15 protein-coding genes are annotated in these 16,372 nt (G+C 65.1%); 8 read left to right on the plus strand and 7 right to left on the minus strand.

Annotated elements, in window-relative coordinates:
• Position 1: 1 nt before the first annotated feature.
• On the plus strand, positions 2-1,105 hold the full coding sequence (locus tag D6B98_RS04500) for an ABC-type transport auxiliary lipoprotein family protein (RefSeq protein ID WP_126255690.1): 1,104 nt from the start codon (positions 2-4) through the stop codon (positions 1,103-1,105).
• 6 nt (positions 1,106-1,111) lie between these two features.
• On the opposite strand, the gene D6B98_RS04505 is transcribed toward D6B98_RS04500, so the two are convergent.
• Complete coding sequence (locus D6B98_RS04505; protein ID WP_126255691.1) at positions 1,112-1,429, minus strand: c-type cytochrome; 318 nt, start codon at positions 1,427-1,429, stop codon at positions 1,112-1,114.
• 154 nt (positions 1,430-1,583) lie between these two features.
• On the opposite strand from D6B98_RS04505, the gene D6B98_RS04510 reads away from it, so the two are divergent.
• On the plus strand, positions 1,584-2,297 hold the full coding sequence (locus tag D6B98_RS04510) for a helix-turn-helix domain-containing protein (protein ID WP_126255898.1): 714 nt from the start codon (positions 1,584-1,586) through the stop codon (positions 2,295-2,297).
• 499 nt (positions 2,298-2,796) lie between these two features.
• Positions 2,797-3,525, plus strand: a complete 729-nt coding sequence (locus D6B98_RS04515) for a Crp/Fnr family transcriptional regulator (RefSeq protein ID WP_126255692.1) — start codon at positions 2,797-2,799, stop codon at positions 3,523-3,525.
• Positions 3,526-3,535: 10 nt separating this feature from the next.
• On the opposite strand, the gene D6B98_RS04520 is transcribed toward D6B98_RS04515, so the two are convergent.
• Entirely contained in the window at positions 3,536-4,312 is a 777-nt protein-coding gene (locus D6B98_RS04520) for a cyclase family protein (protein WP_126255693.1), read from the minus strand.
• 298 nt (positions 4,313-4,610) lie between these two features.
• Between D6B98_RS04520 and D6B98_RS04525 the strand changes: the two genes are divergently transcribed.
• The 4 genes from D6B98_RS04525 (at position 4,611) to D6B98_RS04540 (ending at position 8,312) form a co-directional block, all read left to right on the plus strand.
• Positions 4,611-5,582 (plus strand): TRAP transporter substrate-binding protein, encoded by a 972-nt coding sequence (locus D6B98_RS04525; protein WP_126255694.1) that lies wholly within the window; start codon positions 4,611-4,613, stop codon positions 5,580-5,582.
• Positions 5,583-5,647: 65 nt separating this feature from the next.
• Entirely contained in the window at positions 5,648-6,199 is a 552-nt protein-coding gene (locus D6B98_RS04530) for a TRAP transporter small permease (protein ID WP_126255695.1), read from the plus strand.
• A complete protein-coding gene (locus D6B98_RS04535; protein ID WP_126255696.1) occupies positions 6,190-7,482 on the plus strand; it encodes a TRAP transporter large permease in 1,293 nt (430 codons plus the stop codon). Before D6B98_RS04530 ends, D6B98_RS04535 begins: the two co-directional genes overlap by 10 nt.
• A 23-nt stretch (positions 7,483-7,505) precedes the next feature.
• On the plus strand, positions 7,506-8,312 hold the full coding sequence (locus D6B98_RS04540) for an SDR family NAD(P)-dependent oxidoreductase (protein WP_126255697.1): 807 nt from the start codon (positions 7,506-7,508) through the stop codon (positions 8,310-8,312).
• A 9-nt stretch (positions 8,313-8,321) separates the two neighbouring features.
• Here D6B98_RS04540 and D6B98_RS04545 read toward each other — a convergent pair whose 3' ends face one another.
• Genes D6B98_RS04545 through D6B98_RS04560 form a run of 4 tightly spaced genes read right to left on the minus strand, consistent with a single transcriptional unit; the run spans position 8,322 to position 12,606 of the window.
• The gene (locus tag D6B98_RS04545) at positions 8,322-9,020 is read right to left on the minus strand and encodes a molybdate ABC transporter substrate-binding protein (protein WP_126255698.1); all 699 of its coding nucleotides are present in this window, start codon (positions 9,018-9,020) and stop codon (positions 8,322-8,324) included.
• Positions 9,017-11,143 carry a xanthine dehydrogenase family protein molybdopterin-binding subunit gene (locus D6B98_RS04550; RefSeq protein ID WP_126255899.1) on the minus strand — a complete coding sequence of 709 codons (2,127 nt, stop codon included), beginning with the start codon at positions 11,141-11,143 and terminating at the stop codon, positions 9,017-9,019. Before D6B98_RS04550 ends, D6B98_RS04545 begins: the two co-directional genes overlap by 4 nt.
• Positions 11,144-11,145: 2 nt before the next feature.
• On the minus strand, positions 11,146-11,616 hold the full coding sequence (locus tag D6B98_RS04555; RefSeq protein WP_126255699.1) for a (2Fe-2S)-binding protein: 471 nt from the start codon (positions 11,614-11,616) through the stop codon (positions 11,146-11,148).
• Positions 11,617-11,631: 15 nt separating this feature from the next.
• Complete coding sequence (locus D6B98_RS04560; RefSeq protein ID WP_164718376.1) at positions 11,632-12,606, minus strand: tripartite tricarboxylate transporter substrate binding protein; 975 nt, start codon at positions 12,604-12,606, stop codon at positions 11,632-11,634.
• 233 nt (positions 12,607-12,839) lie between these two features.
• On the opposite strand from D6B98_RS04560, the gene D6B98_RS04565 reads away from it, so the two are divergent.
• Positions 12,840-14,930, plus strand: coding sequence for a molybdopterin oxidoreductase family protein (locus D6B98_RS04565; protein WP_126255700.1), 2,091 nt, complete (start codon positions 12,840-12,842; stop codon positions 14,928-14,930).
• Here the strand turns inward: D6B98_RS04565 and D6B98_RS04570 are convergent.
• Positions 14,927-16,321, minus strand: coding sequence for a caspase family protein (locus D6B98_RS04570; protein WP_205680448.1), 1,395 nt, complete (start codon positions 16,319-16,321; stop codon positions 14,927-14,929). The two genes, D6B98_RS04565 and D6B98_RS04570, sit on opposite strands and share 4 nt — an antisense overlap.
• Between the last annotated feature and the right edge of the window lie 51 nt (positions 16,322-16,372).

The raw sequence follows: 16,372 nt of genomic DNA on the forward strand, positions 1-16,372 counted from the left end.
CATGGAAACCCGCGCTCCCTACGTGCTGATCGGCAGTTTCGTGCTGGCCGCGATCCTTGCGGTGTTCGGCTTCGTTTATTGGCTGAGCAACACTGGCGGCATCGGACCGCGCACGAACTACCATGTGCAATTCCAGGGGCCGGTCCCAGGCCTGCTGGTCGGCGCCGGCGTGCTGTTCAACGGCATCCGCGTCGGTGAGGTGACGCAGCTCGGGCTCGCGCCGGACAATCCGCGCTTCGTCAATGCCACGATTTCGGTTGCGACCACCACGCCGGTCCGCTCCGATACCAAGGTCGGCCTCGAATTTCAGGGCCTGACCGGCGTGCCGGTGGTGACGTTGGAGGGCGGCGTGATCGTCGCCAAATCCGGCGAGCCCGTGACCCTGATCGCCGAGGCCGGCGCCGGCCAGAGCATGACGCAGGCGGCGCGGGATGCGCTGCGGCGGGTCGATACGGTGCTTCAGGACAATTCCGGCCCGCTCAAGGACACCATCGCGAATTTCAAGACCTTCTCCGACGGGCTCGCGCGCAACACCGGCAAGGTCGACGGCATTCTGGCCGGCCTGGAGAAGATGACCGGCGGCGGCGCTCCCGCGCAGAAGGTCACCTACGACCTGCACACGCCGCAGAACCTAGGGCCCTCCGGCAAGACGCTGTCGGCGTCACTGGCCATCCCCGAGCCCAGCGCGGTCGCAATGCTGCAGACCCAGCGCATGCTGTTCGCGCCCGTCGGCGACAGGCCGGGCTTTGCCGACTTCCTCTGGGCCGACAGCATTCCGAAACTGGTGCAGGCACGCCTGATCGACAGTTTCGAGAATTACGACATCGCCCACGCCCCGTTGCGCGCGAGCGATCTCGGTCAGGCGGATTACCAGCTCCTGATCGACATCCGGCGCTTTCGGATCGCCACGGAGGGCGAGGCGAGGGTCGAGATCGGACTGTCGGCGCGGATCGTCGACAAGAACGGCAAGGTGGTCGCCTCGCGCCTGGTCGAGACCAGCGAGAAGCTCGACAAGGTCGAGCCCGCCGCTTCAGTCGCCGCCTTCGACGCGGCCTTTGCCCGCATCGCCAAGGAGCTGATCGGGTGGACCGTGCAGGCGGTATAGCGCGGTCTATTCCAGCGTTTTCAGGTAGGACAGAAGGTCGTGGATCTGGCCTGGATTGAGCTCGAAGGCCGGCATGTCGGCGTGACCGGTGTAAATCCCCTCGGCCAGCGCCTCGCCCAGGGTCTCGATCGGGTAACGCCGATGCAGCATGCGCAGCGGGGGAGCGCCCTCGAGCGGGCTGCGGGAAGCGCGGTCAATGGCATGGCAGCGCGCGCAATTGGCCTTTGCAAAGGCCTTGCCACGCTGTTCGGCGGTCGGCGCCGCCAGGGCAGGCGTAATCAGAAGCAGCCCAATCAGGCTGTGACGTAGGGCGCCTTGCAGCATGGAAAAGTGATCCCGTCGAACGCTGGAGCAGAATAAGACGGGGATGCCACCCAAATTTGATCTGAGTCAATTGGCTTTGGCGCAGTGCAGTAAAATCCAAGCCGCGCGGTGGACTCGGCCTGGGGCTGGGCGCAGCCGGCGCGGGGAGCGGTGGATGAAGCCTTCCGTGGTCATGATTGAGCCGAACGGACATTATTGCAACGATTGTGCCGTACGCGGTGCGGCGGTTTGTTCGTCGCTGAATGCGGCCGAGCTCAGGGAGTTCGAGCATCTCGGGCGCCGCGTTCATTTCGACTCGGGCGAGACCGTCTTCTCCGAAGAGGACATCACGACCTCGTTCTACAACGTCCTCGAAGGCGTCATGCGGCTGTACAAGCTGCTGCCGGACGGGCGGCGGCAGATCGTCGGTTTCGCCTTGCCCGGCGATTTCCTGGGGATGAACATTTCCGGCCGGCACAATTTTTCGGCCGATGCGATCGGTGTCGTGACCGTGTGCCAGTTCGCCAAAGCCCCGTTCAGCCGTTTCATCGAAGACCGGCCGCTTCTGCTCAAGCGGATCAACGAGCTGGCCATTCGCGAGTTGAGTCAGGCGCGCGATCATATGGTGCTGCTGGGCCGCCGTTCGGCCGACGAGAAGGTGGCGACCTTCCTGCTCGGCTGGCGTGAACGGCTGGTCGCGCGCAAGGGCCTGTCCGACACGGTTCCGCTTCCGATGAGCCGTCAGGACATCGCCGACTATCTCGGCCTGACCATCGAAACCGTTAGTCGCACCTTCACCAAGCTGGAGCGTCACGGCGTGATCGAGATCATTCACGGCGGTATCAGCCTGCTCGATCCCGCGCGCGCCGAGGCGATGGCAGCAGCCTGACATTCCGCCGCAACGCCCTGACGTTTTTGATCTCGATCAATGACGCCGGCCGACTGCAGCAAAATAATGCCGCAAACTATGGGGAGGGAATAATGCCCGCTGACGCGTTGCTGGTGACCGTTGTCGTCGTCGCAATTTTCGTGGTGTTTGCCGCTGTCCTGGCTTGGGCCGATAGGCAAACCAGCTCCGTCCGGCTCGACCCGGATTCCAGGCGCTGAAGCTCCCAAGATCGTAGTCCGCTAAGGCCTGCCAACAGGCCGACGCTCGTCCGGCCGGCCCGGCTGTTCGCCAGCGCCTCAACGCAATCGCGGCTCGCGCCGCCTGCAACTCTGCATCGATTGGAATGTCCAGGCGCATCCTTCGGATGCGGGCTTTCGGCCCGACCGCGGCTTTTTCGCGGCATTTGTCTCAAACCGAGCGGGTGCTTTCCGGTTGAAAACCCTGATAACGTTGACTACGCAGGAACCTCACTGCCTCGCAGTCTTAGGAGCCCCGCGGCGTGCCTCAGGACAAGACCGGCGACCCCCGACACTCGGCGGGCAACAAGCTATCGGTCCTGCGCAAGCACCCGATCTTCGCGGATCTGGAGCCGGAAGCGCTCGATCAGCTTTGTCGCTACGCCAAGCACACCACCGTGAAGCGCGGCGCGACGATCGCCGCAAAGGGCGATCCCGGCAATAATCTGTTCGCGGTGATCTCGGGGACGGTGAAGATTTCCTCCTCCTCGCCGGACGGCCGCAACGCCATTCTCAATCTGATCGGTCCCGGGGAAATCTTCGGCGAGATCGCGGTGCTCGACGGCGCCCCGAGATCGGCCGATGCGACCGCCAACACCAATTGCGAGCTCTACGTCATTGACCGCCGGGACTTCCTGCCGTTCGTGAAGAGCCAGCCGGCGCTGGCGATGAAGTTCATCGAGCTGCTCTGCGCCCGGCTGCGCTGGACCAGCCAGCAGGTCGAGCAGGTGATCCTGCAGAATCTGCCGGGGCGGCTCGCGAGCGCGCTGCTCGGTCTCACCGAGGAGCGCAAGTTCGACTCCGGCAGCGGCACGCTCGCCATCACGCAGCAGGAGATCAGCGAGATGGTGGGCATGACGCGCGAGAGCATCAACAAGCAATTGCGCGTCTGGGCCGGCCGCAACTGGGTTCGCCTCGAGCACGGCGCCATCGTCGTGCTGGATACGGATGCGCTGCGCGAACTCGCCGAGAGCGGCCTCGACGGCGCGTGACGGCGTCTGCCTAAGTGTCGATGATGGCGACCGCGCGGGTCCACCCCGCCGAGGCGCGTTCGATCTTGACCGGAAAGCATGAGACCATGAACCCGGTCGAGGGCAATTGGTCGAGGTTGTGCAGCTTCTCGAGATGGCAATAGCCGATATGCCGTCCCGCCTTGTGGCCCTCCCAGATCAGGCCGGCGTCGTGCGTCTCGGCATATTTCTTCGCCGTGTAGACGAACGGCGCGTCCCAGCTCCAGCCGTCGGTGCCGGTCAGCCGCACGCCGCGTTCGAGCAGGTACATGGTGGCTTCATAGCCCATGCCGCAGCCGGAATTGACGTATTCGGCCTTGCCGAACTTTGCGCCGGCGCTGGTGTTGACGACGACGATCTCCAGCGGCGACAGCTTGTGCCCGATGCGCTTCAGCTCCTTCTCGACGTCGTCGGCGCTCGCCACGCAGCCGTCGGGCAGATGCCGGAAGTCGAGCTTCACGCCCGGCTGAAAGCACCATTCCAGCGGGACCTCGTCGATCGTCCATGACCGCTCACCGCGGTTCATGGTCGGATGGAAGTGCCAGGGCGCGTCGAGATGCGTGCCGTTGTGGGTCGACAGCGAGACCTGCTCGACGGCCCAGCCCTGTCCGTCGGGCAGATCCTGGGCCTTGAGGCCGTCGAAGAATTGCAGCATCCGCGGCAGGCCCTGCTGATGGTCGATATACTGGATGGTCGGATGGTTGCCCGGCGGATCGGCCGTCACGTCGTTTCTGAGCGGCACCGAGATATCGATCAGCTTCCGCGGCATGGGCATTCCTTCGAGATGGTCCGCTGTGCCGGTCATCTTGAGGGGCCCCAATTGCTGGCGTCAAGTCACGTGCCGGCGACGTCAGCCGACCCACCCGACCCACCGCAATGCGAATTGCGCCAGAAATCGATTGATGCAACTGTTGCATCGATCGATGCCGGATTTGGCTTGGACAGGGAATGCCGCGCGCCCTAGGGACGACATTGGCGCTTGACTTCATGTCTGAGGTGGAGCGACCCAAGGCCGGCCCGCAGCATCCGCCCGACAACGACATAATCAACCCAGGAGGAAAGCCCAGATGAAGACACTCACCGGTATTATCACAGCCGTTGCATTGGCGGTCTCAGCGCCCCTGGCGACCGCGCGCGATTTCCGTTCGGCCGACGTCCACCCCGCCGACTATCCGACCGTCGAGGCCGTCAAGTTCATGGGCAAGCAGCTCGCGACCGCGAGCGGTGGCAAGCTCGGCGTGAAGGTGTTTCCCAATGGAGCCCTGGGCTCCGAGAAGGACACCATCGAGCAGCTCAAGATCGGCGCACTCGACATGATGCGGATCAACGCATCGCCGCTCAACAACTTCGTGCCCGAGACCATCGCCCTGTGCCTGCCCTTCGTATTCCGCGACACGCAGCACATGCGCGCCGTGCTCGATGGGCCGATCGGCGACGAGATCCTGGCCGCCATGGAGCCTGCGGGCCTGGTCGGTCTCGCCTATTACGACAGCGGCGCCCGGTCCATCTACACCGTCAAGGCACCCGTCAAGTCGCTCGCCGACCTCAAGGGCCTGAAGATCCGCGTCCAGCAATCCGATCTCTGGGTCGGCATGATCCAGAGCCTCGGCGCCAACCCGACGCCGATGCCGTATGGCGAGGTCTACACCGCGCTGAAGACCGGCCTGGTGGATGCGGCCGAGAACAACTGGCCGTCCTACGAGTCCTCGCGCCATTTCGAGGCGGCCAAGTTCTACAACATCACCGAGCACTCCCTCGCGCCCGAAGTTCTCGTGATGTCGAAAAAGGTCTGGGACACGCTGAGCAAGGAGGATCAGGCGATGATCCGCAAGGCGGCCAAGGAATCGGTGCCGGTGATGCGCAAGCTGTGGGACGAGCGTGAGCAGGCGTCCCGCAAGACCGTCGAGGCGGCCGGCGTTCAGGTCGTCACGATCGCCAATAAGGCGGAATTCGTCGATGCGATGAAGCCGGTCTATCAGAAGTTCGCCGGCGACGAGAAGTTGCAGGGCCTCGTCAAGCGTATCCAGGGCACGAAGTAGAACGCCAGCAGCGCGGGCCCGGCGTCGCCGCAAAGGCGACCCGGGCCCGCGCAAGGAGACCCGGGATGACAGACCCACAAGTCGCAGATCACGAGCATGACGCGGTCGCCGGACGCCCGTCCACCGGCTTGCTGTCGCGGATCAACGCACCTGTCGCGCGTGTGGGCATGTATCTGTCCGTGACCGGATTGCTCGTCATCGTCGCCATCGTCTTCTACCAGGTATTCGGACGTTACGTGCTCAATTCCAGCCCGACCTGGACCGAGAACCTCGCACTGGTGCTGATCCTGTATGTGACGCTGATCGGCGCCGCCGTCGGCGTGCGCGATGCCGGACATATCGGCATGGACAGTCTGCTTGTGATGCTTCCCGATCACGCGCGAGAGAAGATCGAGATCGTGATCCACGTGCTGGTCGCCGTGTTCGGCATTGCCATGGCCTATAACGGCTGGATCCTCGGGTCGTCTGTCGGCACCGTGAAGATTCCCAATCTCGGCCTTCCCGAGGTGATCCGCTACGTGCCGCTGATCGCTTCCGGCCTCCTGATCGTCTCCTTTTCCATCGAGCACATCATGGCTCTTCTGCGCGGCGAAGAGGTCGTCCCGTCATGGAATTGATCATCCTCGGCGCCACCTTCTTCGGCTTTCTGATCCTCGGCGTCCCGGTTGCCTTCGCGATCGGCCTCTCCGCGATCTGCACCATCCTCTACGAAGGCCTGCCGGTCGCCGTCATCTTCCAGCAGATGATGTCGGGGATGAACATCTTCTCCTTCCTCGCGATTCCCTTCTTCGTATTCAGCGGTGAGCTGATGCTGCATGGCGGCGTCGCCGACAAGATCGTCCAGCTCGCCAAGAATCTCGTCGGACATATCCGCGGCGGCCTCGGCATGTCGAACGTGGTCGCCTGCACGCTGTTCGGCGGCGTCTCCGGCTCGCCCGTGGCCGACGTGTCGGCGATGGGCGCGGTGATGATCCCGATGATGAAGAAGGAAGGGTTCGACACCGACTACGCCGTCAACGTCACCACCCACGCTTCGCTGGTCGGGGCCTTGATGCCGACCAGTCACAACATGATCATCTATGCGCTCGCCGCCGGCGGCAAGGTCTCGATCGGCGCGCTGATCGCCGCCGGCCTGCTGCCGGCGATCGTGCTGATGGTGTGCATGCTGGTCGCTGCCTACGCCGTCGCGGTGAAGCGCGGCTATCCGGCCGGCAAGTTCCCGGGTTGGGCCGAGGTGTTCCGCTCGTTGGCAGCCGCGCTGCCGGGCCTTCTGATCGTCGGCATCATCCTGGCGGGCATCCTGTCCGGCGTCTTCACGGCGACGGAATCCGCAGCCGTTGCGGTGACCTACACGATCCTGCTGACGTTCCTGATCTACCGCACCATGACCCTGCAGAACTTCCTGCGCGCGGCCGCCAAGGCGGTGAAGACGACGGGTGTGGTGCTGCTTTTGATCGGCGTCTCCACCATGTTCCAATATCTGATGGGGCTTTACGAGGTGGCCGACCTCGCCGGCGAGATGATGAGCAGGGTCTCGACGCAGCCTTGGGTCATCTTCCTGCTCATCAACGTCATCCTGTTCGTGCTCGGAACGTTCATGGACATGGCGGCGACCATCCTGATCTGCACCCCGATCTTCCTGCCGATCGCGATGAAGGCGGGCATGGACCCGGTGCAGTTCGGCATGCTGATGCTGATCAACTGCGCCCTTGGGCTGAACACCCCGCCGGTCGGAACGACGCAGTTCGTGGGATGCGCCATCGGTGGCATATCGGTGGGCGCGGTGATGCGCACCATACTGCCGTTCTACGCTGCGCTGATCGCAGCTCTGATGTTCGTGACCTATGTCCCCGCATTCTCGCTGTGGCTGCCGCGCCTCTTGATGGGCTACAAGGGATAGCAGCAGCACAGGAGAAGCTATCAGTGACGGACTATCGCAAGCTTTTCGATCTCACCGGCAAGACGGCCGTGGTGCTCGGCGCCGCCTCGGGTATCGGCAAATCGTCGGCCGAGGCGCTGGCCGGGTTAGGGGCCCGCGTTGTCTGTGCCGATCGCGCGCTTGACGGGGCGGAGGCGACCGCCGCCGGCATTCGCGACAGGGGTGGCTGGGCGGAAGCAGCTGCTTGCGACGCCGCGAGCGCTGCGGACGTCAATGCGCTCGCCAAGGTCGTGATGCAGAAATTCCCGCGGCTCGACATCGCCGTGACGACGCCGGGGCTCAACATCCGCAAGACCATCCTCGACTATACCGAGGAGGATCTCGATCGCGTTCTAAGCCTCAACGTCAAGGGCACGGTGTGGTTCTTCCAGGCCTTCGGCCGCATCATGGTCGCGCAGAAGGGCGGCAGCATCATCGCCTGCTCCTCGGTGCGCGCGGTGACTATCGAGCCGGGACTGGGCGTCTACGGCTCGACCAAGGCGGCGATCGGCCTGCTGGTGAAGGGCTTTGCTTCCGAGGTCGGCCATGCCGGCGTGCGCGTCAACGCCATCGCGCCCAGCATCGCCGAGACGGCGCTCACCGGTCCGTTCAAGCAGCGGCCCGACATCTACAATCTCTATGCCGGCCACACCGTATTCAACCGCTGGAGCAGTGCCGACGAGGTCGCGACCGCGGTCGCCTATCTCGCTTCGGACGCCGCAAGCTATGTCAGCGGCAGCACGCTGTTCGTCGATGGCGGCTGGACCGCCGTCGACGGTCCGCCGACCGGTCTCACCCAGCTGCACAAATAGGCTTCGCGCCTAGCCAGTGAAGCCCATGCGTTGGCGTAGATTCTTTCGATCTGCGCCGCTCAATAGCGCGATCAGCGCGGCGGCCTGCTTCGGATGTGCGGCGCGCACGGTTATGCCGGCCGAGTACATCGTCACGAGCTCGCAGCCGGGCGGCAACGATCCCGATAGCGTGATGCCGTCGGTTGCGATGATCTCGGTCGCCTGGGTGCAGCCGATCGGCCGCGTCGCGGTCGAATTCGCAAGCTCGCGCATTGCGGTCGCGCCATTCGGAAAGATCTTGAGGCGCGAGGCGACCTCATAGGCGATGCCGAGCTGGTCCAGCACTCTTGCGACGTGCTGCCCCGCGGTCGAGGCCTTGGTGTCGGGGACGTAAATCGCGTCGGCACCGCGCAGTACTTCGCGCAGATCGGCCTCGGTCGTCACCGTCGCCTTGGGATCATGGCTGCGGACCGCCAGCGCGGTCTCGACCCGGCCGACATCCGTGATCGAGGAGGGGACGATGAGCTTTTCCCCGGCAAGGTTCGCAACGAGAGCCTGCGTCAGGATCACGAGATCGGCCGGCGTTCCCGCGCGCAGCTTGTCAGCCATGAGGCCGACCGCGCCGAACTCACCTTCGATGCCGAGGCCGGTCTGCGCCCTGAAAGCCTCCGTGAGGCCACGCACCAGGCCCTGTGCCGCGCCGCCGCTCAGGATGTTCAGTGTCGTCAAGACGTACGCTCCATGGCTGCAATGACCCTGTCGCGCGAGATCGGCAGGTCGCGCACGCGCACGCCGAGGCAATCGTAAACTGCATTTGCGATTGCCGCCGTCACCGGGCCATGCGCGGCTTCACCGGCGCCGACCGGCTCGATCTCCGGCCGCTGGATGATCTCGACGTCCACGGCCGGCACCTCGCTGAAGGTCAGGATCGGATAGTCCGTCCACGAAGTCGAGGTGATGCGGGTCCGGTCGAACCGGACGCGTTCCTTCAGCACCCAGCTCGTGGCCTGGATCGCGCCGCCCTCGATCTGGTTGATGACGCCGTCCGGATTGATGGCTTCGCCGACATCGACGGCGAGCGTCAGCCGCTTCACATGGATATCGTCGGCGCCCTCGATCTCGGCAATCGCGGCGCAATAGGCGCCCGAGTTCTTGTAGCGGGCGAAGCCGATGCCGTAGCCGATGCCGGGACGCTGCTGCGGTTTCCAGGCGGCGCGCCGCGCCGCGACGCGGATCACATGCTTCGCCCGCTCATCGCGCAGATGGCGCAGGCGGAACGCGATCGGGTCCTCACCGCGCAAGGCGGCGATCTCGTCGAGCAGGGACTCGATGGCAAACACGTTGCCTTGCCCGCCCAGCGTCCGCAGCGCCGAGGTTCGCACCGGCATGGTCAGCAGCCGGTGGCTCGTGACCGTCCAGGCCGGAAAATCATAGAGCGGAACGGAGTTGCGGTCGGCGCCGCCGCCGTTCGCGGCGGGCGGGTTGGTCGAGATCATGCGCGGATAGGGATTGGCGATCTCGGTTGCGGCCAGCAGCGCCGGCTCTGCCGCGCGCCCCGGTCTCGCGGCGTGGCCGTTGCTCCAGATCGCGTGGCGCCAGCCGACGATCTCGTTGCCCGCATCGAGGTCGGCCTCGATCTCGATCGCCATCGCGGCGCCAAACGGCGCGTGCGACATCTCGTCGTGGCGTGACCACTGCACCCGGACCGGACGGCCGCCGGCGGCCGCGGCCAGCAGCACGGCGTCAAGCGCGACGTCATCGGCCGCATTGTGCCCGTAGCAGCCGGCGCCCTCCATGTGTTCGACGACAATATTCTCTGCAGGCAGCTTCAGCACGATCGCGAGATCGGCGCGGAGCAGGTAGACGCCCTGGCTGTGCGTCCGGACATGAACACGATCACCGTCCCATTGTGCCACGGCGCAGGACGGCGCCATCGAGGCATGCGCGACGTAGGGGCGGGTGTATTGCCGGCGGAGCGTTTGGGCGGGCTTGCGCGCCGGCTCCGCCATCCTGGTGTCGATGATGGTGGTCTCGACCGGTTGGCTCCTGAGAAACCCTGCCAGATCGTCTTCATCGGGCAGCGGCTCGCCGGCCGACCATGTCGCGCCCTTGCGCAAGGCCCTGAGCGCTATGTCGGCCGCCGCCTCGGTATCAGCGACCACGCCGGCAAAGCCGCCGTCGCGGACGATCGCAACGAGGCCGGGAACCGCGCGCGCGGCCTCCTCGTCGAGTGCGATCAATTTGGCACCCGATATATCCGGCCGCAGCACGCGACCATGCGCCAGTCCCGGCAGTGCAAGGTCGTGGATGAAGCGCGGCCGCGCGAACACCTTGTCGGGAATGTCGACGCGCTGGATAGAATGTCCGGCGATGCTGCGCTTGGCGGCGCCCTTCGCAGTCGCGTCCGTGGTGGCATCGTGGTCGAGTGACACGTCGCCCTTCAATTCCCAATAGCTGGTCCTGACATTGCCGGGACCCGAGATCGTTCCGTCGTCGACATCGAGCAGCGGCGCATCGACGCCGAGACGTTCCGATGCCGCGCCAAGAAAGCGCTGGCGCACCTCCGCGCAGACGTGCCGGAGCGCGCGACCGGACTGCTGGATCGACAGGCTGCCCGAGGTGACGCCTTCGTTCGGGCTGGTCGCCGTCGAGGCACGGATCATCTCGACCCTGCCGATATCGACATCGAGCTCGTCCGCCGCGATCTGCGCCAGCGCCGTGACGATGCCCTGGCCAATCTCGACCTTGCCGGGCAAGATCGTCACGCGGCCGTCACCGGTGAACCGCACCCATGACGACAGTCTTGGATTGGTCATGAGGCTGACCGGCAGCTTCGGGACCGGGGATGGCATGCTCATGACGCCGCCATCTCCGCAGCCGCACGCAGCACGGCGCGGATCATGCGGTTATGCGATCCGCAACGGCACAGATTGCGATCCAGTGCGGCTCTGACCTCCGCCTCCGTCGGCGACGGATTGCGTTTCAGCAGCGCTGCGGCGCTGACGAGGATTCCGGAGACGCAATAACCGCACTGCATCGCCTGTTCGGAGATGAAGGCGCGTTGCAGCGGGTGTGGTGCTTCTATCGTACCGAGGCCTTCTACCGTGACGACATCCTTGTCCGCTACCGACCATAACGGCATGTCGCAGGAGGCCATGGCACGATCGCCGACCATCACATAGCAGGCGCCGCACTCGTTGGCACCACAGCCGAAATGCACCCCCGTGACGCCGAGACGGCCGCGCAGCACATCGAGCAGCATCTGATCGGGATCGGCATCGACGGCCATGGCGGCGCCGTTGAGACGGAATTGAATGATCGGCATGATCGCGCTGCGGCCTCAGGATTTGTCGAACTTCTTGACGACATCGGCCCATTTCTCGATGTCGCCGCGCAGGAATCTGTCGAACTGGTCCGGCGTCATCGACATGGGTACGGCGCCCTGTTCCGTCCAGAGCTTGACGATGTCGGGCCGCTTCACCATGGCGTTAACGGCGGCATTGAGCTTGTCGACGACGGGCTTCGGCGTGCCGGCCGGTGCCATCAGGCCGAGCCAGATCGTCGCCTCATAGCCGGGGACGCCGGCCTCGATCGCGGTCGACACGTTCGGCAGCACGGTCGATCGTTGCTTGCCGGTGGTGGCAAGCGCGCGCACCTGGTTCTCGGCGACGTTCGGCGCCATCGCCGGCACCGCGTCGATCATCATCTGCACCTGCCCGCCGATCACGCCGCTGCGCGCTTCGCCGCTGTTGCGGTAGGGCACGTGGACGATATCGATGCCGGTCATGGCTTTGAACAGCTCGCCGGCCATATGGTAGGGCGTGCCTTGACCGGAGGAGGCGTAATTCAGCTTGCCTGGCTGCGCTTTGGCGAGGGCGATGAATTCCTGCAGCGTTTTCGCTGCAACGCCCGGGTTCACCACGATGACGAGATCGGAATAGTTCACCGGCGCGATCGGCACGAGGTCGCGCATCAGTTCGTATTTGCGCTTGTCCGCCGTCAGCAGCGATTCATTCGCGGTCTGGGTGTTGGACATCATGAGCAGCGTGTAGCCGTCGGCCGGCGACTTCGCCGCTTCAATCGTGCCGATGACACCGCCCGCGCCGGTGCGGTTCTCGATCACGAAGGGTTGGCCGAAGCTCTCCTGCAGCACGTTGCCGATCAGCCGGGCCGCGACATCGGCCGGCCCGCCGGCGCCGAACGGCACGACGATCCGGACCGCGCGGGTGGGATAGTCCTGTGCGGAGGAGGGGACTGCGGAGGACGCGGCAAGCAGGCCGGCCGCCAATGCCAGCGCGAATCTTCGGGCGATCATGCCCACCTCCCTGGTGTCGTTCTTGTTGGCCGGCACTGTAGCGGCAGGGAATGCGGACTGTCGACGCCTCACAAAAGCGCCCGAGCCGGGAATAGCCGGCGACGTCCGGTGTGGCCGTCTGCATTTCGCTGTTGCAGCAGGAACCGCCGGCGCGCACGGTTTGAGCAAATCGCATGGGCGCTGCCGGATAAATGCCCTCGGCTGGCAGGTATTTTGGTGTTACGAACTGGGACATGAACCAGCACGCCAAGATCGAAATCCGCCATTCGACCTGTCCGCATGATTGCCCCTCCGCCTGCGCCCTCGATGTCGAGGTGGTCGAGGGCCGCAGCATCGGTCGTGTCCGCGGTTCGAAAAGGCAGACCTACACAGCCGGCGTCGTCTGCGCCAAGGTCGCCCGCTACGCCGAGCGCATCCATCATCCTGAGCGGCTGATGTACCCGCTGCGCCGCACTGGACCGAAGGGCTCCGGGCAATTCGCGCGGATTTCCTGGGACGAGGCGCTGGACGAGATCGGGCACCGCTTCAACGCGGCCGAGCGCGAGTTCGGCGCGGAATCGATCTGGCCCTATTACTACGCCGGCACGATGGGGCTGGTGATGCGCGACGGTCTCAACCGCCTCACGCATGTGAAGAAATATTCTCGCTTCTATCAGACCATCTGCGCCAACGTCGCCCGCATCGGCTTTGCCATCGGCACCGGCAAGATCGCCGGCGTCGATCCGCGCGAGATGGCGCTGTCCGATCTCGTTGTGATCTGGGGCACCAATCCCGTCAACACCCAGGTCAACGTGATGACGCACGCCTCCCGTGCTCGGAAAGAGCGCGGCGCGAAGATCGCGGCGGTCGACATCTACGACAACGAGACCATGAAGCAGGCCGACATCAAGATCATACTGCGGCCCGGCACCGACGGCGCGTTTGCCTGCGGCGTCATGCATGTCCTGTTCCGCGACGGCTATGCCGACCGCGCCTATATGGACAAATACACCGATTGCCCCGCCGAGCTCGAGGCGCATCTGAAGACGCGCACGCCGGAATGGGCGTCCGCCATTTGCGGCGTGCCGGTGACGGAGATCGAGGCCTTTGCCAAGGCCGTCGGCGAGACCAAGCGCACCTTCTTCCGCTTCGGCTACGGCTTTACACGCAGCCGCAACGGCGCCACGCAGATGCACGCGGCAAATTGCATTCCCGCGGTGACCGGCGCCTGGCAATACGAAGGCGGCGGCGCCTTCTTCAACAATTACGCGCTGTGGCACTTCAACGAATCCATCATCGAAGGTCACGACGCGATCGACAAGTCGACGCGCGCGCTCGACCAGTCGCAGATCGGCCGCATCCTCACCGGCGATGCCGAAGCCCTGCAAGGCAAGGGCCCGGTCAAGGCGATGCTGATCCAGAACACCAACCCGATGACGGTGGCGCCGGAACAGGCGCTGGTGCGGCAGGGCTTTGCGCGCGAGGATCTGTTCGTCGCGGTGCACGAGCAGTTCATGACCGAGACGGCGCAGATGGCCGACATCGTGCTGCCCGCGACCATGTTCATGGAGCACGACGACCTCTATTACGGCGGCGGCCACCAGCACATCTCGGTCGGGCCGAAGCTGATCGACCCGCCCGGCGAATGCCGCTCCAACCACGAGGTCCTGCAGGCGCTGGCGCCGCGGCTCGGCGCCAGGCATCGGGGTTTCGAGATGACGCCGCGCCAGTTGATCGACGCGACGCTGAAGCTGAGCGGCCACGGCGACATCGGCGGCCTCGAGGCCGATCTCTGGCGCGACCTGCAACCGGGTTTCCGCACGTCTCACTATCTCGACGGCTTCGCCCATGCCGACGGCAAATTCCACTTCAGGGCCGATTGGGCGCACCCGCCATTCGGCGTGACCATGGGCGATGTCGACAAGATGCCGTCCCTGCCGGATCATTGGGCCGTGATCGAGCAAACCGATCAGGCCCATCCGTTCCGGCTCGCGACCAGCCCCTCGCGCAGCTTCCTCAACACCACTTTCAACGAGACGCCGTCCTCGCAGGCCCGCGAGGGCAAGGCGAGCGTGATGATCCATCCGCTGGATGCCGCCGCGCTCGACATCGCCGACGGCGACGCGGTGACGCTCGGCAATACGCGCGGCGAGACCACGCTGATCGCAACCCTGTTCGACGGCGTGCGGCGCGGCGTCCTGATCGCGGAATCCGTTCACCCCAACAAGAACCATATCGGCGGCCGTGGCATCAACATGCTGACGGGCGCCGAAACCGTCGCGCCGATCGGCGGGGCCGCATTCCATGACAACAAGGTCTGGATCAGGAAGGCCGCGACGGCCTAGGGGCTGCACTCCGTGACGCCGTAGCCGGCAAACTCCTTCGCGATATCGGGGTTCATGGATTTCGCCTGCGCGATATCGGTGGCCCCGTCGCCGCCGCTCTTGCGGGTGGCGATGCCGCGGCCGAACAGCGACGATGACGAGCGCGGATTGCGCTGGATCGCGTCGGTGTAGTCCTTGATCGCTTCCGCGTTGCGGCCGAGCTTGAGGTTGACGAGCCCGCGGCTGTCGAGCGCATCGCTCAAGCCGGGATTGATCTGGAGCGCCAGATTGCAGTCGGCCAGCGCGCCCTGCAGGTCGCCGGTCGCAGCGCGCACCCAGCAGCGGTTGTTGAACGCCTCGCCATCCCTCGGATTCCTGCTGATCACGAGGTCGAAATCCTGCCTGGCGAGCGCATAAGCGCGCTTGATCGCATAGACCTGGCCGCGCTTGTAGCGCGAGACGATGTCATTGGCGTTCGCCGCGATCTTGCGAGTGAGATCGGCGATGACCGGATCCCTGGCGAGATCGTCGGCGCTCGGGGGAGGCTCTGCCTGCGGCGCCTCGCAGACCGGTCTCTGCGGCTCCGGTTTCTGAGGCTCGGGCTTCGTCGGCGTCGGGTCGCCCTTGCTGTCGGGCGGCCGGGTCACCGAGCCTGCGAACGAGAATTCCGTGGTCAGCGAGGACGACAGCCACGGCACCTGTTCCCGCTTGGTGGCGGCGATCACGCCGTTCTTGGTGTTGATCAGGGCCTGCTCGGCGCTGATGTTCGGCGCACGCATCTCGCGGAGCAGTTCGGCAACGAAGAGGCCGTGATCGGTCTTGCCGCTGGCCGTGACCGCGCCGAGCGCCGCGGAGTAGAGCACCAGCGAATTGCTCGGCGCGATCGCCGGCGCAAGGCCCGCCGAATAGCGGCGGAAGCGTCGCTCGAACGGGTTACGCCGCGAGGCGTCGATCAGCGCGACCTTGATCGCGGCACCGCGCGTGTTCATTTCGGCGAGGATGCTGTCGAGGCTGAAGCCGTCGCGTGAGACGTCCGGCTCGGTCCAGATCTGCGCGTCGACCGGAAGCAGATAGGTCTGCCGGTTGGATTGGATGGCAAAGCCGTCGAAGAAGATCAGCGCCACTGCGCCGCGTTCGATGCGGGCATAGAAGCGATCCAGCGCCTGCCGCATGGCGTCGGCCGTGAGATTGCTCTGCCGGTCGACGACGAAGCCGTCGCGCTTCAACTCTTCTGCGACGTCCTGTGCGTCGTTGGCGACGTCGCTCAGCACGAACTCGTTGTCCGGATATCTGGCGTTGCCGATCACCAGCGCGATCTTCGCGACGTCGGCCGCGCGGCTTGCAGGGCCGCTGCTCAGCACCAGCAGGGCTGTTAGCAACACCATCATCGCGGCGCGCATGAAATGGCTCATGGTGATCAAAATCTCCGGACAGGATAGCGGCCGTCACTCACAATACAATCG

The organism is Bradyrhizobium sp. LVM 105 (assembly GCF_003957705.1).
Lineage (GTDB): Bacteria > Pseudomonadota > Alphaproteobacteria > Rhizobiales > Xanthobacteraceae > Bradyrhizobium > Bradyrhizobium frederickii.